This is a genomic window from Bradyrhizobium sp. SOJA106 (genome assembly GCF_059448745.1).
Genome location: NZ_CM182549.1, coordinates 4718506 through 4740428 on the forward strand (window position 1 = coordinate 4718506; position 21923 = coordinate 4740428).

Sequence of the window (21923 nt, forward strand, 5' to 3'; positions counted from 1 at the left end):
GATCAAGGGACACACGGCGCTTCGGAAGGATTTGGCATGGCGGCAGCAGTACGTGACAACAAGGACAGGAGCCGCTTCGAGCTCGATATCGGCAGCGAGATTGCCTTCGCCAATTACCGGCTGACCCCGTCGGCGGTGATCATCACCCACACCGAGACGCCGCGTGCGCTGCGCGGCCGCGGCATCGCCTCCGAGCTGGTCAAGGGCGCGCTCGACCTGATCCGCCGCGATGGCAAGAAGGTGATCGCCGGTTGCGGCTTCGTCGTCGACTATCTCGAACGGCATCCGGAAGATGCCGACCTCGTCGCCTGAAAGCAGAAGGGCCCGCGAGATCGCGGGCCCTTCTCAATTCCTTGTCAGACCCTTGGCGATGTCCGATCACGCTGTCAGTGCTTGATCTCCGGCGGCAGCTTGCCACCATTGGCGGCGAGCTTGGACATCACCTGCTTGTGCAGCCAGACGTTCATGCTGGCCGAGTCGTTCATGTCGCCGCTATAGCCGAGCTCCTTGGCGAGGTCCTTGCGCGCGGCAAGACTGGAATCGATGTCGAGCGCTTTCATGAGATCGACGATCGAGGTGCGCCACTCCAGCTTCTCGCCCTTGTGCGCGGCCGCGGCCTTGTCGACGATCGCGGCGACGTCGACCGTTGCCGCCGGCGCGGCAGCAGGCGCCGATCCAGCCGGCGCGGCGCTCGCGGGCGCGCTGGGCGACGGTGCGCTGCCTGCGGGTGCGGCGGCAGCCGGATGGCTGCCGAAAATCGCGCCCATGATTTTCCCGAAAATGCTCATGTCTGCTCCCCGAAAAGGATCCGTTGGAAGGGCCTTGAGTGGCACTTATAGACGAAATTACCGCGTTGCGCCCGCGTTCCTGCGAACGAACCAGCAGCATCAGCTTATCTGCGGCGAAATGACGACCGAATGACATCATCGAGGTTGCACTGCGGCATCAAATTTCACCCAAGCATGAGGGACATGACTCGGAAATCGGCGTACGCTTCCGGTTCAGCTCGCGATGCCTTCCGGAATTCGCGTCTGGTCGGGATCGCGCAACTCAGAGAATGGCGGCCGCTTGCGCCGTTGCCGGCGCCGGATGCGGTCGCCCGGCAAGGGAGCTAGCGATCATGGCCACATTCTACCAGGGCAATGTCCCAACGATGGCCCAGCCCACTGATGCGGCTGGACCGGTGATCCGAACCATCCAACTTTCCGACCTGCACGATGCGCTCAAGCGCGGCTGGGAAGATTTCAAGGCGGTCCCGAGCCACGCCATCATCCTCTGCGTGATCTATCCGGTGCTGGGCCTCGTGCTCGCCCGCGTGGTAATGGGCTATTCGGTGCTGCCGCTGCTGTTTCCCCTGGCCGCCGGCTTCGCGCTGATCGGGCCGTTTGCGGCGATCGGTCTCTACGAGCTCTCCAGCCGGCGTGAACGCGGTGAAGAAGCGAGCGCCTGGGATGCCATGGAGGTGCTGCGCTCGCCTTCGTTCGGCGCCATGCTCGGCCTCGGCACGTTGCTGCTCGCTCTGTTCGTAACCTGGGTTGCGACCGCGCAGGCCATTTATGTCTCGGCGTTCGGCTATGAAGGCGTGACCGGAATCTCCGATTTCATGACGCGCGTGCTGACCACCCGGCAAGGCTGGTGGCTGATCGTGGTCGGCTGCGGCACCGGTTTCCTGTTCGCCCTCGCCGCGCTCTGCATCAGCGTCGTGTCGTTCCCGCTCATGCTCGATCGCCATGCCGGCGCGTTCGAGGCCATGGTCACCTCGCTCCGCGTCGTCGCCAAGAACCCGGCGCCGATGGCCGCGTGGGGTCTGATCGTGGCGGTGCTGCTGGCGCTGGGTACGATCCCGGCCTTCCTTGGCCTTGCCGTTGTGATCCCCCTGCTCGGCCACGCCACCTGGCATCTCTATCGCAAGGTGATCGCCTCCGAGCCCGGTTCGCGTCCGGTGCCACCCCCGCCGCATCGTCCGCGCAAGCCGGCCGCCGACTTCCCCGCCAACCTCTTCCCCTGGCGTAACAGATCGGACGCCTGACGGCATCGTGACACGCGATCCTGCCCGAGCCCGGCTCGGGCAGGATCCGCGAACTTGTCATACGCCTTGCTTTGGCCGCGGTTAGAATCGAGATTGCGCCTGCCGGTCAGATCACTTCACGGAATCTATTTCATCTGATGACCCCGACGATTTCTCGTCTCGCTCTCGCAGCCCTCGCCCTCTCCGCGTCCATCCTGTCCGCCCAGCCAGCGCTCGCCGCGGTCCCCTGCGGCTCTGGGAATTTCGAGGCCTGGCTTGCCGATTTCAAAGCCGAAGCCGCGGCCAAAGGCATCTCGCAACAGGCCATTGCCGCCGCGCTTGCGGGCGTGACGCTCGATCAGAGCGTGCTCAACCGTGACAAGTCGCAAAAGGTCTTCACCCAGACTTTTGAAGAGTTTTCCGGCCGCATGGTGCCGCCGCGAATGACGCGCGGCTCCAACATGATGAAGCAGTACGGCTCGGTGCTCTCGCGCATCGAGCAGACCTACGGCGTGCCCGGCGAGGTGCTGGTCGCGATCTGGGGGCTCGAGACCGATTTCGGCGTCAACACCGGCAAGTTCTCCACGATCCGCTCGCTGGCGACGCTGGCCTATGACTGCCGGCGTTCGGAGCAGTTTCGCGCCGAGCTGATGGATGCGCTGCGCATCGTCCAGCGCGGCGATCTGGCCCCCGGCGACATGAAGGGCGCTTGGGCCGGCGAGCTCGGCCAGACCCAGTTCATGCCATCGTCCTGGTTGAAATACGCCGTCGACTTCGACGGCAATGGCAAGCGCGATCTCCTGCACAATGCGCCCGACGTGCTCGCCTCCACCGCCAATTATCTCGCCGGCTATGGCTGGCAGAAGGGTAAGGACTGGCAGCCCGGCAGCCCCAATTTCGCGGTGCTCCAGCAATGGAACAAAAGCGAGGTCTACTCCAAGACCGTGGCGTACTTCGCCACTCAGCTCGCGCACGCTCCTTGATAATGCTCGGCAGCCAATCCTCGACGCATAGGGCCGATCGATAAGGCGACCGGCCCTCTCTTGGCTGCGTTTACTTGCCCATGGTGGCGTGCATCGCCTTGTTGAGATCCGAGCCCATGCACCCATCTTGCCATTGATGAGCGCGTCCCGCGCCGCCGCGATCTCCTTCTGCGCGATGAACTTGCTGTCGCCATCGGCGATGGCTTCGATCGCAGTTTCGGTCTTTTCCAGATTGGCCGAGTTGCAGCCGCCCATGGCGTGCTTGGCGGCCTGGGCCGGTTCCTTGACGCTCCATGACTACCGGCCAGAGAGCTGGCGAATCGGTGGTTGGCGTCCCGATCGCGCTGTTGCTTGCTCCTGCAAACCTGCTGCTTATAATGAACTAATATTCATTATTTCTTGAGAGCGCCACACATGCGATTCGCGCATGCGAGACTTGGGTCCAGTAGCTGGTTGGTCGCCTTGCTCAGCAGGGGAATACGACCTATTTCGCTCCTGGAGGGAACCGCGATTGTAATCATAAGGCCGTGTATTCACGGATGTTTATGACCGTCTTGCGTCTCGCTCGCCCACGCCTTGGGCAAGCTTGCCTCCGGGTTAATCGTCCGTTAACAGCGCTATGCATTACACGATTAGCTGCGTCGCAACATCGGAACTTTCGCACTGCACCACTCTCACCTATATTCATTTCAACGATGATGCCTCGGCAAAGGCTGAATCGAACTACAGGAGACTACCAATGCTGCTCTCGCTCATCCGCATGATCCAGGCTTTCCGGGACTATCAGCGCAATGTTGCCGAGCTGTCCCAGCTCAGCGATCGCGAACTGGCCGACATCGGCCTTGATCGCTCGGACATCCCGCGCGTTGCCGCCGGTCAGTATCAGGGCTGATATCGTTCAGCCCTACCGGACCAACCGATAGCGCCCGCCTCGTGCGGGCGTTGTCGTTTCCAATGGCAGAAAACTCGATCTCGGCGATTCCACTCTCCGCCGAAAAGCGCTACCTGTCGGCCCCATGACAGGACCCCACTCCAACATCGTGCACGTGATCGGCGCCGGCCTTGCCGGTTCCGAGGCCGCCTGGCAGGTCGCCAAGTCAGGCGTACCCGTCGTGCTGCACGAGATGCGGCCGATCCGCATGACCGAAGCGCACCGCACCGATGGCCTTGCCGAGCTCGTATGCTCCAATTCGTTCCGCTCGGACGACGCCGTCAACAATGCCGTCGGCCTGCTGCATGCCGAGATGCGCCGCCTGGACTCGCTGATCATGCGCGCGGCCGATGCCAACCAGGTGCCCGCCGGCGGCGCGCTCGCGGTCGACCGCGAGGGCTTCTCGGCCGCCGTCACCAAGGCGCTGAACGAGCATCCGCTAATCGAAATCGCCCGCGGCGAGGTCGCAGGCCTGCCGCCGGCTGAGTGGGGCAACGTCATCGTTGCGACGGGTCCCCTCACCTCGGCGGCGCTGGCCGATGCCATCCGCGAACTGACCGACGAGAACGCGCTCGCGTTCTTCGACGCGATCGCGCCGATCGTGCATCGCGAGTCCATCGACATGTCGGTGGCCTGGTTCCAGTCGCGCTACGACAAGGTCGGCCCCGGCGGCAATGGCGCCGACTACATCAACTGCCCGATGACCAAGGAGCAGTATGACGGCTTCGTCGCCGCACTGATCGCGGGCGAGAAGACCGAGTTCAAGGAGTGGGAGACCAACACGCCCTATTTCGACGGCTGCCTGCCGATCGAGGTGATGGCGGAGCGCGGCCCCGAGACCTTGCGCCACGGCCCGATGAAGCCGGTCGGCCTCACCAATCCGCACGATCCCGCGACGAAAGCCTACGCGATCGTGCAGCTGCGCCAGGACAACAAGCTCGGCACGCTCTACAATATTGTCGGCTTCCAGACGAAGCTGAAGTACGGCGAGCAGCAGCGCATCTTCCGCACGATTCCCGGTCTGGAGAAGGCCGAGTTCGCCCGTCTCGGCGGCCTGCATCGCAACACCTTTCTCAACTCGCCAAAGCTGCTCGACGGCCAGCTGCGCCTGCGCGCGCAGCCGCGGCTGCGCTTTGCCGGCCAGATGACGGGCTGCGAGGGCTATGTGGAGTCCGCGAGTGTCGGCCTGATCGCCGGCCTCTATGCGGCAGCCGACGCCCGCGGCGAGACGCTCGCGAGCCCGCCGGCGACGACGGCGCTCGGCTCGCTGCTTGGCCACATCACCGGCGGCCATATCGAGACCATCGAGCCGGGCACCCGCTCGTTCCAGCCGATGAACATCAATTTCGGCCTGTTCCCGCCGCTAGCGAGCGTGCCGACGAAGAAGCCCGACGGCACGCGGCTGCGCGGCAACGAGAAGACGGTGGCCAAGAAGCAAGCGATGAGTGCACGGGCGCTCGCCGATCTCGATCGCTGGATCGCCGATCACCTGCGCATAGCCGCTGCCGCGTGAGCTATCGATGAGCCTTCCCAAAGACGACGCCGCGTCGCTCTCGACGCGCTGGACCGAGGGCGTGCTGCTCAAGCGCGACGTGTTCTCGACCGTCGAGCGCGGCCGCTTCCGCGGCGACGACGGCGAGGTCGATGCGGTGCTGCGCCGGCTCGACGAGGTGCCCTGGTGGTCGTTCCTGCTGGCGCGCCATCTGTTCGCGCGCGAGAAGCACGCGCTGTCGCTCGCCAAGGGCCTGAACGTCGGCCCCGAACTGCTGTGGGCCGGACGCCGCGCGCTGGTGCGTGGCTTTGTCGACGGCGTCGCGCTGCATCTGGCCAAGCCTCATGGCGACCTCGCCTATTTCCGCTCGGCCAAAGCGGCGCTGCGCCGGCTGCGCCGGGCCGGCATCTGCCACAATGATCTTGCCAAGGAACAGAACTGGCTGGTCGGCCGCGACGGCCGCGCCTATGTGACCGACTTCCAGCTGGCAGCGTGCTTCAACCGGCGCGGCCGGCTCTATCGGATCCTCGCGTATGAAGACCTCCGGCACCTGCTCAAGCACAAGCGCTCCTACGCGCCCGAGGCGCTGACGCCGCGCGAGCGCAAGGTTCTGGCGAAGAAGTCGTTTGCCGCGAGCCTCTGGCTTGCGACCGGCAAGAAGGTCTACCGCGCCATCACCCGCGGCCTGTTCAACTTCACCGACCGCGAGGGCGGCGGCCGCCGGCTCGTCAACGACGCGCCGGTGCTGGCCGAGCTGATCCGCAAGAACCCGGCCGTGCGCGACACCGCCATCGTCGCCTTCGCCGACCGCCGCTCGGGCGTCGGGCTCTATGCCTTCGTGGAAGCGGATCAGGCCACGCTCGAAGGGCAGCTGCGCAACGAGCTGACCGCCGCGAAGGGCCCGAAGCCACCGGAACACATACAGGTCGTGCATGCGCTGCCGCGCGATCACGGTGGCAAGCCGCGCACCGAGATCCTGCAACTGGTCGCCATGAACCAGCTCGACCTGATCGAGCCGATGATGAGGAACGACCAGGACCGCGCCTTTCTCAAGGACATCCTGGAGCAGCGCAAGAACCTGCGCGACCGCTTCAATTTCGAGGCGGACCTGCCAACGAGCTAGCGCAGGGCGCCGTGCCTTGAAGCGTCCACATTAGCGATGGAGAAGCGGTCGAACGAAGGCAGGGCTTGGCGGAATCATGGGGACGCGGGGGACGAGGATGCATGGTGCGGTTGGCGGCCTGATCGCCAGCCTTCTGCTGCTGGTGGCCGCCCCGGCCATGGCCGAGTCTCCGGCCGAGCAGATCTCGAGCTTCCGCCTCAAGCACGGTGAAGTCCGCGTCGTCCGCGACGCAACGCTGGACCGGATAGCGATGGACCAGGCGCGCGCGATGGCGGCGAAGGACGACCTCAGCCATGACGCTCTCGGTCCATTCAACAAGCGCGTCGCCCCGGCCGGCGCGGGTCGCGCCGCCGAGAACATCGCCTACGGCTACGACAATTTCGAGAAGACGCTCGGACAGTGGATCGACTCCTCCGGGCACCGCAAGAACCTGCTCCTGCACAACGCCTCGCGCGTCGGGATCGCCAGTGCCAAGAACGCGAGCGGCAAGCGCACCTATTGGGCGATGGTGATCGCCGGCGATTACGAGCCAAAAGGCAAGAAGAAGAACAAGGACAAGGAGCCGCTGGTCGCCGTGAAGCGCGAGACTGCGCCCGCGAGCAAGCCGAAATCCAGCGGCTGCCACATCAAGCTGCTGAGCCTCTGCATCTGAGGCAAAACCGGGCCATCTTGCCCGCAGTCCTCGCCGCGTCTAATTCATGCATGAAGATCGCGAAAGGCGCAGACGCAAGTGATCGACATCGACCGAATTCGCGCCGACACGCCGGCCGCCTCCCGCCTCGCCTATCTTCACAATGCCGGCGCGGCTCTCATGCCGGCGACGGTCGTCGCAGCGATGAAACAGCATATCGACCTGGAGGCAGAGATCGGCGGCTATGCCGCCGCCGACCGCGAGTCCGATCGGCTCGAGAACGTCTACGGCTCGGTCGCGCGCCTGCTGAATGCGGCGCCCGACGAGATCGCCCTCGTGGAGAACGCGACCGTTGCCTGGCAGATGGCATTCTACTCGCTGCCGTTTCGCAAGGGCGATCGCATCCTCACCGCGGAGGCGGAATATGCCGCCAACTATGTCGCGTTTCTTCAGGTCGCGAGGCGCACCGGCGCGATCGTCGACGTGGTTCCGAGCGATGCCAGCGGCGAGCTCGACGTCGGCGCGCTCGAACGCATGATCGATACGCGCGTAAAGCTCATTGCCATCACCTGGGTTCCGACCAATGGTGGGCTGGTCAATCCCGCTGCGGCTGTCGGGAGGATCGCGCGGGCGCACGGCATTCCCTACCTGCTCGATGCCTGCCAGGCCGTCGGGCAGATGGTGGTCGATGTCGAAGCCATCGGCTGCGACCTGCTGTCGGCGACGGGGCGCAAATTCCTGCGCGGCCCGCGCGGCACCGGCTTTCTCTACGTCCGCCGGGCGCTGCTGCAATACCTCGAACCGCCGATGATCGACCACTTCGCAGCACCCTGGGTCGCGCGAGATGAATATCGGCTGCGTGACGATGCACGCCGTTTCGAGACCTGGGAGAACAACTACGCGGCCCGGCTGGGGCTGGGCGCTGCCATCGACTACGCCCTCGACATCAGTCTTGGCCCGATCGAACAGCGCTGCCGCCTGCTCGCCGATCGCCTGCGTGCCGGCCTTGCATCCATTCGCGGGATTACAATTCGCGACCTCGGCCGCACGCCGGCCGCCATCGTCAGCTTCACGATGGAGGGATATGAGGCGGATGCCATCGTCCGCAGCGCCGCCGCGGCCGGCATCACCATCGGCGCTTCGGATCCTGCGAGCACCCGCATCGACGCCGAAATCCGCGCGCTGCCGCCGCTGGTGCGGGCCTCCCCGCATTACTACAACACGGAAGCCGAGATCGATCGGCTGATCGGACATCTGGCGGGGTTGACTCGTCGATAACTCGCAACGCGGGCTCGGATCGGCATCAGTCCAATCTGCCGTCGCGCGCGGGCCCCATCTCAGGTTCTTGCCGTCAGCGCAGATAGTTGATCGGTATCGAACCGCGCGCGCAACTCGCTGATGGCTTTCGCGTCCGGCGTTCCGCTGGCTGTGAGCCTGGCCAGTTCCTCGAAATAGCGTTCGTGCCCCGGGGGCGACACGGTCATGAGAACGCGGGCAGGCCTGTCACTGACATTGGTGATGTTGTGGGGCACGCCCGGCGGGATGAAGAGGTAGGTCCCGGGCGCGGCTCGCACGACCTCCTCGCCCACGTGCCATTCGCACTCGCCTTCGAGCATGTAGAAGGTCTCCTCCTGCACGCGGTGAACGTGGAGGCCCGTGGCAAATCCTGGCGGGACCGTCCAGTCGAACATGCTGGTGTGCCGGGTGTCCTCCCCGGTCACCAGGAAGGCCATTGGTTGGCCACGCAGCATGACCCCCTTGGTCTCGCCGGGCCTGCGGATGACGTGTCTGGCGGTCATGTATCCCTCCATGGCTTGTTACAGCCTTCCTCACGGCCCCGCCATAGTTGCCCAGTCGAGCTCGAAAGTCGTGAAACGGTTCGGAAAACATTGCAAAAAACCTACAAAATGTGCCCTTCTTCGGCGATGGCCGCGATGCTTGAATTCGGTCCCTTCCGCCTTGATGGTGACGCGGGGATCCTTTTCCACGGTGCCGAGCCGACTGCTCTCGGCCAGCGCGCTGTGCTGCTCCTGGCTCTCCTTGTCCGGCGGGCTGGCGTGCCGGTGGCAAAAGATGCGTTGATCGAGGCGGCCTGGCCCGGCCAGGCCGTCGAAGACAGCAACCTGACCGTCCAGATCGCGGCGGTGCGGCGTACGTTGGCGGACATATCCGGTGAGGCTCATTGGATCGAAACTCTGCCGCGCCGCGGCTATCGCTATGTCGGGCCGGCTCCGACCACGTCCGATCCGGATCGCGCGCCCGCCACTCCCGAGGCGCCGCTGCTCGCATTACCCGACAGGCCATCGATTGCGGTGTTGCCTTTCACGAACCTGAGTGGCGATCCAGAGCAGGATTATTTTGCCGACGGGATGGTCGACGACATCATCACCGGCCTCTCACGCATCAACTGGTTGTTCGTGATCGCGCGCAATTCCACATTCACGTACAAGGGCCGCGCAGTGGACGTGAAACAGGTCGGGCGCGAACTTGGCGTACGCTACGTGCTGGAAGGCAGTGTTCGCAAGACCGGCACGCTTGTCCGCATTACAGGCCAGTTGATCGATGCATCGACTGGAATGCACGTATGGGCAGAGCGCTATGATCGCAGGTCCGAAGACATCTTCGCCCTCCAGGACGACATCGCTCTGTCGACCGTCGGCGCGATCGCACCGAGTCTGCGGCGCGCCGAGATCAACAGGGTCAGGCGCAAGCGGCCGGACAGCCTGGATGCCTATGATCTCGTCCTGCGCGCCCAGCCAGACGTCGATTCCGGCATGCCGGATCAGGTCACACAGGCGCTCGTGCTGCTCGAACGTGCAATCGCGATCGAGCCTGCCTACGCAATCGCGCACGGCAACGCAGCAATGTGCTATCATTGCCTGTTCCTTCGAGCCGGTTTGCAGGAAGTCAATCGCGAGGCCTCGATCCGCTACGCACGCTCGGCCATCGCTCACGGCCAGGACGATGCACTGGCCCTCACCCTTGCGGGTTTTTCGATTGGCATGGATGGGCACGATCGCTCCGCAGCCTTTGCCGCGCTCGATGCGGCGCTTGCCATCAGCCCATCCTCGGCTCTGACCTACATCCTCGGCAGCGTCATGCTCGGCTGGGGCGGGGACGCCGACCGTGCGATCGAATGGAGCGAACGCGGCATGCGGCTCAGCCCGTTCGATTCCTGGGCTTTCGCCGCCTTCGACGCCCAGGCTCTGGGGCATTTCCACCGGGGCCGATATGAAGAGGCATGCCGCGCCGCTTACCGCTCGGTTCAAGCCAATCCTCGCCACAGCATTACCTATGTGCAATTGACTGCCGCGCTCGTAAAGCTTGGGCGGTTGCAGGACGCGAAGGCGGCGGCTGCGCGGGTGCTGGAGCTGCACCCGACGTTTCGCTACAGCCGTCAATTTCAGGGCGTCAATTGCGCGCCCAGCCTGGCTTCCTCGCTTGGGAGTGCCCTCCGCGCGGCGGGACTTCCGGAGTAGCGATCAACTCGGTTGGGCGTTTCAATACGTCGCTTACGTGCAGCGCGCGCTCAGTCCGGATGCACTGAGCCTCGCCATGACCTCATCGAGATGCGCGGCGTCGCGGGTCTCGATCACGAGTTGCAGCAGCGTCGCCTTGGCCGGCAGGTCGGAGAAGGTCCGCTGATGCGAGACCTCGATGATGTTCGCGCCGGCCTCGGCCAGCAGCGCCGCGACCGCAGCGAGCTGTCCGGGCCTGTCCGGAATGTCGAGCGACAGCTGGGTCAGGCGCCCCTCGCGCGCGAGCTCGCGGGTGAGGACGGATGCGATCAGCCGCGTATCGATATTGCCGCCGCTCAGCACCAGGCCAACCTTCTCGCCGGCAAAGCGCGAGGGATCGGACATCAGCGCGGCGAGGCCGGCGGCGCCGGCACCCTCGACGACGGTCTTCTCGATCGAGATCAGGGTTGCGACGGCGCGCTCGAGCTCGGCTTCGTTGACGAGCGCGATGTCACGGACGAGGCCGCGGACGATCTCGGTGGTGATCTTGCCCGGCGACTTCACCGCGATGCCTTCCGCGAGCGTATCACCCCGCGCCGGCAGATTGCCGTCGTGGATGGCGTTGTACATCGAGGGATAGAGCCAGGCTTCGACGCCAAGGATCCGCAGCGACGGCTTGATCGATTTGGCGGCGATGGCGATGCCGCTGATCAGCCCGCCGCCGCCGATCGGGACGACGAGCGTATCGAGGTCCGGCACGGCCTTCAGCATCTCCAGCCCGACCGTGCCCTGCCCCGCGATCACCAGCGGATCGTCGTAGGGATGGACGAAGATCATGCCGCGGGACTCGCCGTGGCTGCGCGCGAAGGCTGCCGCTTCCTCCAGCGTCGCGCCCGTGACCACCACCTCGGCACCATGGTGCCTGGTGTTCTCGACCTTCACCATCGGCGTGCCCACAGGCATCACGATGGTGGCGGGAATGCCGAGGCGCCTCGCGTGATAGGCGACGCCCTGAGCATGGTTGCCCGCCGACATCGCGATGACGCCGCGCGCACGCTCCTCCGGCGTGAGCGCGGTGAGGCGGTTGAGCGCGCCGCGCTCCTTGAACGAGGAGGTGAACTGGAGGTTCTCAAACTTCAGCCAGATGTCGCAGCCGCAGATGCTGCTCAGGGTGCGGCTGTAGCTACAGGGCGTCTCGACGACGGCGCCGCGGATGGTCTCGGCGGCGGCATGGATGTCGCGAGGTGTGACCGGATAGCCACCAGGATCGGCGGACATGCTTTGGGACAACTCAGCCATAGGACAGCATAGAGCATTTGGCGGGCTCAGGCGATAAGCCAGGCGCTATTTGGTAAATTCCCGGGAGCGCGAGGCGCGCCAGAGCGTCCACAGAGTGCGCAGCCGTGAGGCCGGCTGCGGCGTAAACGGATTGCGCGCTGGCTGCGACAGGCACTTTAGGTCCGCTCGAACCAGTCCGAGCGGCAGAAAGGCCGGCCGCGCCACGGCTGGCAGCTCGGCCAGCAACGATAGCGCCGTCGCCAGATGCTGCTGCGCTTCGCCCGTAAGCTGGTCCAGCGCGGCACGCAGGTTCGGCGTCTCCTTGCCGGCGAACACGTCCTCCATGCTGCAACTGTGGCGCGCCAGGACCTGCTGCGGCAGGAACAATTGGCGGTGCGCCGCATCGCGTGGCAGGTTCGCGATGACCTGCGCGATGCCCTGCGCCAGCCCGGCATGGCGGGCAAGATGCTCCGCCGCGTCCGAAGGCGGCGCCATGATGCGGGCGGCAAGCGCAAACAGCGCCGAGGAGGTCGCTGCCAGATAGCCTTCCAACGCCGCCGTGGTCGGCATCGGATCGTTGTAGAGATCGAACTGGTGCTCGTCGACGAGCAGCGACAGCGGCTCGACCGGCAGGTCGAAATCCCGGATCGCGCGGAGCAGCTCCGCCGCCACGGGATTACCCTCGGCGCTGCCATGGACATGGCCCGCGAGCAGATCGGTCCACCATTGAAAGCGGATCTCGCCGGGCAAGGGCTGGCTCACCTGGTCGCGGACGCGGACGATCTCGACGTTGAAGGCATAGAGCGCCAGCAGCGCACGCCGCTCGGCGGCCGGCACGAACAGCGTCGCGGCATAACGCGGAAAGTCATGGCTGCGCAGCAGATCGGCGCAGTAAGTCACGTTGTCCGACGTCGCGGCGCTGCTCATGGCACGGCGATCAGCGCGGCCGCGACCCGCCGCCGTTCGCCGATCATGATGTTGTAGGTGCGCACGGCCGGGCCGGTCTGCATCGTGTCCAGCACCACCCTCACGGCCTTGAGTTGCTGGCGCAGCTCCGGTGGCGGCAGCCAGAGCCCGGTTCCGGTGCCGATCAGCAGCGTGTCGATGCCGTTGGCGGCCGCGAACACCCGATCCAGCGAGTAACGGTCGATCTTGGCAGGATCAGTCACGTCCCAGGCCCAGATCGCGTCGGGCAGGCAGAGCAGCGAGCCGCGATGCGACATGCCGGCAAAGGCGAAACCGCCCTTGCCATAGGCCTCGATCGGCGCCGAGCGCGGGAAATGCGGAGCGTTAGGATCGCCGGCCATGAGCCTCGTCCGAATGGGCTGACTACCCTCGCAAACTCGTGCGAGGGCATAGGGTTCGGATCACGCCTTGCTTTTCTTCGCCGGCGCAGCCGTATCAGGCGCATCCTCGCGGTGCTCGCCGACGCCGAGATAGATCAGGATCGGAGCCGCGATGAAGATCGAGGTGTAGGTGCCGACCAGCACCACGCCGAACATCATCACCGCCGTGAAGCTGTGGATGGCATGACCACCGAACAGCAGCAGCGCCAGCAGGGCCAACGTCACGGTGAAGTGAGTGATGATCGAGCGCGACAGAGTCGAGTTGATGGATTCGTTGAGCAGCTGCGGCATCGGCATCTTCTTGTAGCGCCGCAGCATCTCACGGATGCGGTCGTAGATGACGACGGTGTCGTTGAGCGAATAGCCCAGAATCGTCAGCAGCGCCGCGATGCTGGTCAGGTCGAAATCGACCTGGCTGATCGACATGAAGCCGATCGTCAGCACGATGTCGTGCACGTTGGCGATCATAGCGCCGAGCGCGAACTGCCATTCGAAGCGGAACCAGAGATAGATCAGGATCGCGACGATCGCGAGCATCAGGCCGAGCATGCCGTAGGCCAAGAGCTCACCGGCGACGCGCGGACCGAGCACTTCGGTGCGCTGAATGTCGACGCTGTCGCCGAGCGCGCCACGAAGCTTCTGCAAGGCCGCCTGCTGGGCGGCGTCGCCCCCCGGCTGTTCCGCAACACGGATCAGGACGTTCTCGGGGCCGCCGAACTGCTGCAACTGGACTTCGCCGAGACCCAAGGCGTCGAGCTTGGTGCGCATCGCCGCGATGTCGGCGGTGCCGGACTTCGCCTTCACCTCAAGGAGCGTGCCTCCCTTGAAGTCGATGCCGAGGTTCAGGCCGTGGGTGAAAAACAGCGTGATTGCGACGATCGACAGCGCCGCCGAGATCGGGAAGCTGATGCGGCGGAAGCGCGTGAAGTCGAAATGCGTGTTGTCCGGAACGATGCGCAGCGACGGCAGCACGCCGAGGGCTGCGACCACGGTCAGGACGGCAATCAGGACGCCGAGCCCGATGAGAACGGTGTGAGTCACGATCAGGCTCCTAGATCGGCACGCTCTGCGGCCGCTTCCACCGCACCCACCAGGCGACGATCAGCCGGGTCAGGGTGAAGGCGGTGAACACCGTGGTGATGATGCCGATGCCGAGTGTCACGGCGAAGCCGCGCACCGGGCCGGTGCCGATGTAGAACAGCACCGCGGCAGCAATGAAGGTGGTGATGTTGGAATCGAGGATGGTCGCGAGCGCGCGCTTGAACCCGGCGTCGATCGCTGAGATCGCGTTGCGGCCGCCGCGCAGCTCCTCGCGGATACGCTCGTAGATCAGCACGTTGCTATCCACCGCGATACCGACGGTGAGCACGATGCCGGCAATGCCGGGCAGCGTCAGCGTGGCATTGAGCAGCGACAGCAGGCCGAAGATCATGGCGACGTTGATGGTCACCGCAATGTTGGCGAACACGCCGAACAGCCGGTAGGTCAGCAGCATGAACACGACGACGAGGATTGAGCCGACATAGGCCGCAAGCTCGCCCTTCTCGATCGAGTCCTGGCCGAGGCCCGGGCCGACGGTGCGCTCCTCGACCACGGTCAGCGGCGCCGGCAGCGCGCCGGCGCGCAGCAGGATGGCGAGATCGTTGGCCGATTGCACGGTGAAGCTGCCGGAGATCTGGCCCTGGCCGCCGGTGATGGGCTCGCGGATCACGGGCGCCGAGATCACCTTGTTGTCGAGCACGATCGCGAAGGGCAGTCCCACGTTTTCCTGCGTCGCCTGCGCAAATTTGCGCGCGCCCGACGTATTGAACTTGAAGCTGACGACCGGCTCGCCGGTGCGCTGGTCGAAGCTTGCCTGGGCGTCGGTGAGGTCGCCGCCGGCGACCAGCACCTGCTTCTTGACCACGTAAGGCGTCGGCGGCGGCGAGGCGCTCATCAGGAGCTCGGATTCCGGCGGCAACCTGCCCTGCTGCGCCTGATCCGGCGGCACGGAAGTGTCGACCATGCGGAATTCCATCTTCGCGGTCTTGCCCAGCAATTCCTTCAGGCGAGTCGGGTCCTGAAGGCCGGGGACCTGCACCAGGATTCGGTCGTTGCCCTGGCGCTGGATGACCGGCTCGACGGTGCCGAGCTCGTTGACGCGGCGCTCGACGATCTGGATCGATTGCTCGATGGTCTTGCGCATGCGGTCGAGCATCGCGGCCTGCGGGATGGTCAGGCGGATCACGCCGCCGCCGGCATCGGTCACCTCGAGGTCGCGCTGACCGCTCGATCCCATCAGACCGCCCAGCGGCTGGGACAGCTCGCGCAGCTTGGCGAGCGCCGGCTGCACGTCTGTCTCCTTGGTAATGCGCACCTCGGCCGCGTCGTTGCGCACGGTGACGCCGCCGGTGAAGCCGATCTTGGCATCGCGCAGCGTCCGGCGAACGTCGTCACGGATCTGGTCGAGCCGCTCCTTCTTCACATAGGCAGCATCGACCTCGAGCAGCAGATAGGAGCCGCCCTGGAGGTCAAGGCCGAGCACGAGCCGGCGCTGCGCCCAAGCGGGCCAGGTCTTGACCTGCGCTTCGGGAAAGAAGTTAGGGACCGCGCAGAGGCACACGATCAGCGCTGTCAGGATAATCCCCAGCGCCCTCCACCGCGTGAAATACAACATCGACTGAACCTGTCAGATCAGGAGACTTGAGATGCTCGCGGCAAAGCGCTCACTTGGCCGCGGTGTCGTCCTTTGCGCTTTCCTTCGAGCTGTCCTTGGCGGGCTCGCCCTTGGCGCGCACGCCCGAGATCATCTGGCGCATCTGCCGCACGCGCACGCCATCGGAGATCTCGAACTCGATCTGGTCGTCGTCGACGACCTTGGTGACCTTGCCGACGAGGCCGCCCGAGGTCACGACGGTGTCGCCGCGGCGGATGTTCTTCACGAGGTCGGCATGGTCGCGGACCTTCTTCTGCTGCGGACGCAGAATCAGGAAGTACATGATCACGAAGATCAGGGCGAACGGCAGCAGCGACATCAACATGCTGTTGGTGTCGCCGGCGCCCGCAGCCTGGGCATACGCAGGGGTAATCAACATTTTCGGACGATCCTCGTGAGAACGGGGGACAGCCGGTCAGGCCCTCAAAGGCGACCGGTTCGGTCAAATTCGCGCGGACTATAGCGGCCACCGCCCCAATTGCAACGCTGCCAGACCGTCGATTTGGCCACCTTGCGGCGCGCCGTCAGGCCCGATAAGGCTGCGTTCTCAGGAACTTCGGACATGCCCAAAAAACCAAGCAAAAGCCCGGCCGGCAAAGGCCCCCGTACCCCTGCCAGGAAGCCCGCCCTCGTCGCGGCAAATCGCCCCAAGGGGCCCGTTACGGCAGCCGCCACAGCAGCCTCGGAATTTAACCAGGAACGCGTCATCCGCGCGCTGGAGACGATCGCGGCGCACCTTGCCGCCCAGGGCAAGCCGATCGCCGAAGGCGCCTCGTTCGACCGGGCGGACGCCTATGTCTGGCACCCCGATGGCCGCCTTGCGCCGGTGCCGCGGGTCAGCCGCGTCGAGCTGTTCCTGCTCAAGGGCGTCGACCGGATGCGCGACATCCTGATGGAGAACACCGAGCGCTTCGCCAACGGCCTGCCCGCCAACAACGCCCTGCTCTGGGGCGCGCGTGGCATGGGCAAGTCGTCGCTGGTGAAGGCCGCGCATGCCAGCATCAATGCGGAACGCAAAGCCGCCGACAGGCTGAAGCTGATCGAGATCCACCGCGAGGACATCGAAACGCTGCCGATGCTGATGGAGAAGCTCCGCGACGCCAACTTCCGCTTCATCGTGTTCATCGATGACCTCTCCTTCGACGGCAATGATGCGTCCTACAAATCGCTCAAGGCCGTGCTCGAAGGCGGCATCGAGGGCCGGCCCGAGAACGTCATCCTCTACGCCACCTCCAACCGCCGTCATCTGCTGGCGCGTGACATGATCGAGAACGAGCGCTCGACCGCGATCAATCCCGGCGAAGCCGTCGAGGAGAAAGTCTCGCTGTCGGATCGCTTTGGGCTGTGGCTCGGCTTCCACCGCTGCAGCCAGGACGAATATCTCGCCATGGTCCGCGGCTATTGCAGTCATTTCGGCATCAAGGTCGACGACGAGGCGCTGGAGCGCGAGGCGCTGGAATGGTCGACCACGCGCGGCTCCCGCTCGGGCCGCGTCGCCTGGCAGTTCGTGCAGGAGCTTGCAGGACGGCTCGGCGTGAAGCTGACGGCGAACTAGCGGGAGCTGTCGCTACATCCACCGCGAAAGCGGGAATCCAGTACGCCGCGGCTTATCGGCTCAACACCCGCCGTCTCTGGAATACTGGATCCTCCGCCTCACTGCGCAACTGCGCCCACAAGGCGGACGATGACAGCTTGTATGTGGCGGCAGCGTGGTCCGTCTCTACAGACGCTGCTCGCCTCACGCCCCGTTCAGGAATTGAAGCGGGTCAACCGGGCTCGATCCCTTGCGAATCTCGAAGTGGAGCTGCGGCGACGCCACCTCCCCGGATTGACCCGACTTGGCAATGACTTGACCGCGCTTGATGGTATCGCCGCGCTTCACCAACAGCTCACTCGCATGGGCATATGCGGTGACGTAGCCGTTGGAGTGCCGAACCAGGACCAGATTGCCGTAACCTTTCAGCTCGTTGCCGGAATAGGCGACGACGCCGTCTTCAGCCGCCTTGACCGGGGTGCCCTCGGGCACCGCGAGATTGATGCCGTCATTGGACTTGCCATTGGTCTTGGCGCCATAGCTCGTGACCACCTTGCCGCGCACCGGCCAGCGGAAGGTCGGCAGCGCGCCGGTGGCTTCCGCAGCCTTCGCCGGGGTTTCGGCGGGCTTCTCTTCGACATTGGCCGTGGCTTGTGCGAGGCGCGCGCTCTGCACGGGCGCGGCGGCCGCCATCTTGGTGGTTCCGGCCGCCGGCGCAGCCGCGACGGGCTGAAGCGTTCCAGCAACGGGAGCGGCTGCGAGAGGAGCCGCTGCAACCGGCGCTGCAGCCGCAGCGGTCTTGGCGCCGGGCACGCTCAGCTTGGTGCCGAGCTTGAGCTTGGCCGACGGCTCGAGGCCATTGGCGCGGGCGAGCTCGGCCGCCGAGATGTGGTTCTTGCGGGCGATGCTGGCGAGCGTATCGCCACGGTTGACGAAATGGACGCTCGGCGGCGTAGTGGCGGTCGCAACGGACTTGGCGGCAGGCGCCGTCGCCGGAGCTGCTGCGACGGCAGCTGGCGCGGGCGCAGCCGCGGTGGCCGGATGCGGAATGATCAGCTGTTGGCCGGGCGAAAGCGCGCGCGGGCCCTTGTAGCCGTTGGCGGCGAGGATCGCCTGCGGCGTGACGTGATAGCGCTTGGCGAGCACGTCGAGCGTATCGCTGGTGCCGACGATGATCTTGGTCACACCGGCCGGCTGGGCCGCCGCGACCGAGCGCGGCGGCACGGTGGCGGTGGTCTCGAGATGCGGCTGCGACGGGGGCGCATAAGAGCTGACGCCCCGCCCGCCTCCGGACACGCCGCCGCCCGACGTGACGGGATAGGATTGCGGCGTGGACACTGCGGGCGGTGGCAAAGGCTGCGACTGGTAGGAGCCGGGCTGGGTTTGCGGGCGCGCATATTGCGGCAGCTCACGCTGCGGCGGCGGAGCCTGCTGCACCGAACCGGTCTGCTCGGACGAGAAGGGATTGGAGAAATTCGATTGGGACAGCCGCGTCGACATGTCGGCGCTGCACCCTGCGAAGCTGAAGGAAATCAGCGCCAGCACCGCGACCTGCGGCACGCGGCGCGAGTAAAGCAACTCGGCGACAACAGACATGGTTACTCACTCGTACGCAACAGAACTGGTCTTTTAAGTAAACACGCGCCGAGTAAATAACGGCTTAACCCTCCCAATAAGATGTTGGCGGCACAGCCGATCCGGAATTCTACAGCTCCCGCGCCACGCCGGGCAGCGCGGGCACGAAGCGCACCTCGACGAGTTCCTTGCGCTCGATCCCCGCTTCGGTCCGGGTCAGGCGGATCAGCGTCTGCACGCCCTGATGCGGGCCGACCGGGGCGATCAGGATGCCCCCGACCTCGAGCCGCTGGACCAGGTTCTCCGGAAGCTGCTCCACGGCGGCGGTGACGATGATGCGGTCGAACGGGCCGATATTGGGCGGCAGGTTGAGACCGTCGCCGAGCATCACCTCGACATTGTGACAGCCGAGCTTTTCGAGCCGGGCGCGCGCCGTGTCGGCAAGCCTGCGATAGCGCTCGACCGTCAGCACCTGCCCTGCGAGCCGCGACAGCACCGCGGCCTGGTAGCCGGAGCCAGTGCCGATTTCGAGCACACGGTGCTGCTTCTGGAGCTGGAGCTGCTCGGTCATGTAGGCGACGACGAAGGGCTGGCTGATGGTCTGCCCGCAGGCGATCGGCAGCGCGCTGTCGCGATAGGCCCCCTCGCGATCGGCCTCGTCGACGAACTCGTCGCGCGGCACCTCCTCCATGGTGCGCAGCACCGCCTGATCGCTGATGCCCCGACGCCTCAGCGTGAGCTGAAACATCATCTTTTCCGGCGGGTGCTGATTGGGGGTCATCGCTGCTTATGTCGTCTCGTCAGGTCCGGATCGTCGCGCCCTTGCTAAGACACGGCGCAAGAATCTTGTTCCTATTCCGGAACCCATGATAGCTTCTTGCCGAGGTATTTGACCACAAATTGCCTTGCAGAGGCCTGACCGCAAAGGCCATTTTCAGGCCTCCGATCGCCGAAACTCGCATTGCGTCGATTCGTGTTATCTGCGAACGTTTTCCTTAGATGGGCAAGGACTCAACGACAATGACTGCGACAGGGCTTTCGGGCCGCTCTGTGTTCCTCGTCGAGGACGAGGTGATGATCAGGATGATGGTCGCGGACATGCTCGAAGAGCTCGGTTACAAGGTCGCCGCCGAAGCCGGCGATATCACCGAAGCCATGCGGCTCGCCCAGGCGACCGAGTTCGACATCGCCATTCTCGACGTCAACGTCAACGGCAAGGTGATCTCGCCGGTCGCCGACCTCATCAAGGCAAAGGGCTGCCCGTTCATCTTCGCCACCGGCTACGGCTCCTCCGGCCTGCCCGAGCAGTACCGCGACCGGCCGTCGCTGCAGAAGCCGTTCCAGCTCGATGCGCTCGGCAAGACCATCGAAGCCGCGCTTCGCGGCGGCTAAAGCATGATCCGGAAAAGTGCGAAGCGGTTTTCCGGAAAGATCATGCGCAAACAACAACCTAAAGCGCGATGACGATTCATCCAAATCTCATCGCGCTTTAGCTGCTATTTCAGCGTCGCGCTCAGCGCTGCGGAAAACGCTTCATTGGTGCGGTCGAGCCGGAGCGGGGTGACCGAGACGTAACGCTCGCGAAGCGCCGCGAGATCCGTGCCGTCCGCCGGCGTGTCCATCATCGCCGCGCGCTCGAAGCCGATCCAGAAATAGGGATTGCCGCGGCCGTCCCTGCGCTCGTCGATCCTGAGGAAGCCGAGATTGCGCTTGCCCTGGCGCGTGACGCGGATGCCCAGCACATCCTCCGGCGCGCAGGACGGGAAATTGACGTTGATGACGGTGTCCTTGGGGATGCCGGCGGCAATTACCTTGCGCAGGATGTCCGGGCCGAACTTGCGCGCGGTGTCCCACGGCGGCCGTTCGCGCGTCTCGACGCTGAACTCCTGCGACAGCGCGAATGACGGCAGCCCCAGGATGGTGCCTTCGAGCGCGCCGGCGATGGTGCCGGAATAGACCACGTCCTCGGCAACGTTGCGGCCCTTGTTGACGCCCGACAGCACGAGATCCGGGGGCTTGGTGCCGAGGATGTGCCGCGCGCCCATGATGACGCAGTCGGTCGGCGTGCCGCGCACGGCGAAGTGCCGCGGCCCGACCTCGCGCAAGCGCAAGGGGTCGTTCAGCGACAGCGAATGCGACACACCGGACTGGTCGAGCTCGGGCGCGACGACCCAGACGTCGTCGGACAGCGCCTGCGCGATCTCCTCCACGACCTTGAGGCCGGGGGCATGGATACCGTCGTCATTGGTGCAGAGAATGCGCATGCGAAAGGTTGTTCCTGAAACTTGGTCCGAGCCGTCTTATCCGGCTCTGCCTGATCAGGCAAACCGGGCCGCCCGGCAGCCCCGGGTTCCCGGCCCGCCGGCTACCTGCGGATGCGCCATTGCGGCAGGAAGCGCGCGAGCCGGCCTTCGGTGCGCAGCTTCATCGCCGGGACAGCTGCGCTCACGACGGGAGCCTCGATCACGCCGAGCGTCTCCAATTGTGCAACGATCGGGGCTGCATCTGGCACCTGCGGAAAACGTTCGCGTGCCACCGTCAGCGCCTTGTCGAAGTCAACCGCGTTGACCCCCGGCTTGGCCCGCCGGCTCCGCACGAGACCCTCATCCCAGAGCCGCGCGATGTCGATGTCGAGCGCTCCGCGCAGCCGCTGGTCGACAGCCTGGATGCCGGCACCCGTCACCGCCCATTGTCTGCCGACCCAGAAAATATCGCGGTGCAAGGCCATGAACAGTCGGGTTCGCGTTGTCGGATTGGCCGGCAGGATAACCGGCCGCCCGATCTTCGCAACCAAACGTTTCTTTGGTTTCAGGCGATTAACGCGCAATTCCTGCTTGACGCGACCCGCTATGCACTTCGCTCGAGAACG

23 protein-coding genes and 1 pseudogene are annotated in these 21923 nt (G+C 65.2%); 11 read left to right on the forward strand and 13 right to left on the reverse strand.

Translation table 11 applies throughout. The features are described 5' to 3' along the window. The first annotated feature begins 36 nt into the window (after positions 1-36). On the forward strand, positions 37-312 hold the full coding sequence (locus AC5V87_RS21805) for a GNAT family N-acetyltransferase (protein WP_456838341.1): 276 nt from the start codon (positions 37-39) through the stop codon (positions 310-312). Between the two features lie 74 nt (positions 313-386). Here AC5V87_RS21805 and AC5V87_RS21810 read toward each other — a convergent pair whose 3' ends face one another. Further along, on the reverse strand, positions 387-788 hold the full coding sequence (locus tag AC5V87_RS21810) for a DUF3597 domain-containing protein (RefSeq protein WP_027559301.1): 402 nt from the start codon (positions 786-788) through the stop codon (positions 387-389). 332 nt (positions 789-1120) lie between these two features. Here AC5V87_RS21810 and AC5V87_RS21815 point away from each other — a divergent pair, with 332 nt between their 5' ends. After that, complete coding sequence (locus AC5V87_RS21815) at positions 1121-2029, forward strand: DUF2189 domain-containing protein (RefSeq protein ID WP_495367722.1); 909 nt, start codon at positions 1121-1123, stop codon at positions 2027-2029. A 137-nt stretch (positions 2030-2166) separates the two neighbouring features. Then, positions 2167-2991, forward strand: a complete 825-nt coding sequence (locus AC5V87_RS21820; protein WP_456838339.1) for a lytic murein transglycosylase — start codon at positions 2167-2169, stop codon at positions 2989-2991. Positions 2992-3061: 70 nt separating this feature from the next. Here AC5V87_RS21820 and AC5V87_RS21825 read toward each other — a convergent pair. After that, positions 3062-3270, reverse strand: a pseudogene (locus AC5V87_RS21825) (hypothetical protein); the annotation flags it as partial. A 460-nt stretch (positions 3271-3730) separates the two neighbouring features. Between AC5V87_RS21825 and AC5V87_RS21830 the strand changes: the two are divergent. From AC5V87_RS21830 to AC5V87_RS21850, 5 genes are all read left to right on the forward strand, one after another. Next, positions 3731-3883: a DUF1127 domain-containing protein gene (locus AC5V87_RS21830; protein ID WP_007590701.1), complete on the forward strand. Its 153-nt coding sequence runs from the start codon at positions 3731-3733 to the stop codon at positions 3881-3883. 124 nt (positions 3884-4007) lie between these two features. Then, positions 4008-5435, forward strand: a complete 1428-nt coding sequence (trmFO, locus tag AC5V87_RS21835) for a methylenetetrahydrofolate--tRNA-(uracil(54)-C(5))-methyltransferase (FADH(2)-oxidizing) TrmFO (protein WP_495367723.1) — start codon at positions 4008-4010, stop codon at positions 5433-5435. Between the two features lie 7 nt (positions 5436-5442). Continuing rightward, entirely contained in the window at positions 5443-6537 is a 1095-nt protein-coding gene (locus AC5V87_RS21840) for a serine/threonine protein kinase (protein ID WP_495367724.1), read from the forward strand. A 97-nt stretch (positions 6538-6634) separates the two neighbouring features. Then, positions 6635-7189, forward strand: a complete 555-nt coding sequence (locus AC5V87_RS21845) for a CAP domain-containing protein (protein ID WP_456838336.1) — start codon at positions 6635-6637, stop codon at positions 7187-7189. 78 nt (positions 7190-7267) lie between these two features. Next, complete coding sequence (locus tag AC5V87_RS21850; protein ID WP_495367725.1) at positions 7268-8446, forward strand: aminotransferase class V-fold PLP-dependent enzyme; 1179 nt, start codon at positions 7268-7270, stop codon at positions 8444-8446. A 59-nt stretch (positions 8447-8505) separates the two neighbouring features. Here the strand turns inward: AC5V87_RS21850 and AC5V87_RS21855 are convergent, their stop codons facing one another. After that, on the reverse strand, positions 8506-8967 hold the full coding sequence (locus AC5V87_RS21855) for a cupin domain-containing protein (RefSeq protein ID WP_456838334.1): 462 nt from the start codon (positions 8965-8967) through the stop codon (positions 8506-8508). A gap of 126 nt (positions 8968-9093) precedes the next feature. On the opposite strand from AC5V87_RS21855, the gene AC5V87_RS21860 reads away from it, so the two are divergent. Continuing rightward, complete coding sequence (locus AC5V87_RS21860; RefSeq protein ID WP_456843331.1) at positions 9094-10647, forward strand: winged helix-turn-helix domain-containing tetratricopeptide repeat protein; 1554 nt, start codon at positions 9094-9096, stop codon at positions 10645-10647. A 33-nt stretch (positions 10648-10680) separates the two neighbouring features. Here the strand turns inward: AC5V87_RS21860 and AC5V87_RS21865 are convergent, their stop codons facing one another. From AC5V87_RS21865 to yajC, 6 genes are read right to left on the reverse strand one after another with little or no spacing between them, the layout of a single operon-like run. Continuing rightward, a complete protein-coding gene (locus tag AC5V87_RS21865) occupies positions 10681-11925 on the reverse strand; it encodes a threonine ammonia-lyase (protein WP_456838333.1) in 1245 nt (414 codons plus the stop codon). 45 nt (positions 11926-11970) lie between these two features. After that, on the reverse strand, positions 11971-12831 hold the full coding sequence (locus tag AC5V87_RS21870; RefSeq protein WP_456838332.1) for a phytoene/squalene synthase family protein: 861 nt from the start codon (positions 12829-12831) through the stop codon (positions 11971-11973). Beyond that, entirely contained in the window at positions 12828-13211 is a 384-nt protein-coding gene (locus AC5V87_RS21875) for an Mth938-like domain-containing protein (protein WP_456838331.1), read from the reverse strand. Before AC5V87_RS21875 ends, AC5V87_RS21870 begins: the two co-directional genes overlap by 4 nt. 60 nt (positions 13212-13271) lie before the next feature. Then, positions 13272-14291 (reverse strand): protein translocase subunit SecF, encoded by a 1020-nt coding sequence (gene secF / locus AC5V87_RS21880; protein ID WP_456838330.1) that lies wholly within the window; start codon positions 14289-14291, stop codon positions 13272-13274. Between the two features lie 10 nt (positions 14292-14301). After that, positions 14302-15906 carry a protein translocase subunit SecD gene (gene secD, locus AC5V87_RS21885; RefSeq protein WP_495367726.1) on the reverse strand — a complete coding sequence of 535 codons (1605 nt, stop codon included), beginning with the start codon at positions 15904-15906 and terminating at the stop codon, positions 14302-14304. A 49-nt stretch (positions 15907-15955) separates the two neighbouring features. Further along, positions 15956-16324, reverse strand: a complete 369-nt coding sequence (gene yajC, locus AC5V87_RS21890) for a preprotein translocase subunit YajC (RefSeq protein ID WP_495367727.1) — start codon at positions 16322-16324, stop codon at positions 15956-15958. Positions 16325-16507: 183 nt separating this feature from the next. Here yajC and AC5V87_RS21895 point away from each other — a divergent pair, with 183 nt between their 5' ends. Further along, positions 16508-17500 (forward strand): ATP-binding protein, encoded by a 993-nt coding sequence (locus AC5V87_RS21895; RefSeq protein WP_495367728.1) that lies wholly within the window; start codon positions 16508-16510, stop codon positions 17498-17500. 183 nt (positions 17501-17683) lie between these two features. Here the strand turns inward: AC5V87_RS21895 and AC5V87_RS21900 are convergent, their stop codons facing one another. Together AC5V87_RS21900 and AC5V87_RS21905 are read right to left on the reverse strand one after the other, a co-directional pair. Then, positions 17684-19075, reverse strand: a complete 1392-nt coding sequence (locus AC5V87_RS21900; protein WP_495367729.1) for a peptidoglycan DD-metalloendopeptidase family protein — start codon at positions 19073-19075, stop codon at positions 17684-17686. A 109-nt stretch (positions 19076-19184) separates the two neighbouring features. Beyond that, on the reverse strand, positions 19185-19835 hold the full coding sequence (locus AC5V87_RS21905) for a protein-L-isoaspartate(D-aspartate) O-methyltransferase (RefSeq protein WP_456838325.1): 651 nt from the start codon (positions 19833-19835) through the stop codon (positions 19185-19187). A 239-nt stretch (positions 19836-20074) separates the two neighbouring features. Here AC5V87_RS21905 and AC5V87_RS21910 point away from each other — a divergent pair, with 239 nt between their 5' ends. After that, positions 20075-20446: a response regulator gene (locus AC5V87_RS21910; RefSeq protein WP_456838324.1), complete on the forward strand. Its 372-nt coding sequence runs from the start codon at positions 20075-20077 to the stop codon at positions 20444-20446. A 104-nt stretch (positions 20447-20550) separates the two neighbouring features. Here the strand turns inward: AC5V87_RS21910 and surE are convergent, their stop codons facing one another. Continuing rightward, a complete protein-coding gene (surE, locus tag AC5V87_RS21915; RefSeq protein ID WP_495367730.1) occupies positions 20551-21318 on the reverse strand; it encodes a 5'/3'-nucleotidase SurE in 768 nt (255 codons plus the stop codon). A gap of 101 nt (positions 21319-21419) precedes the next feature. Further along, positions 21420-21782, reverse strand: a complete 363-nt coding sequence (locus AC5V87_RS21920; protein WP_495367731.1) for a hypothetical protein — start codon at positions 21780-21782, stop codon at positions 21420-21422. Positions 21783-21923 lie beyond the last annotated feature (141 nt).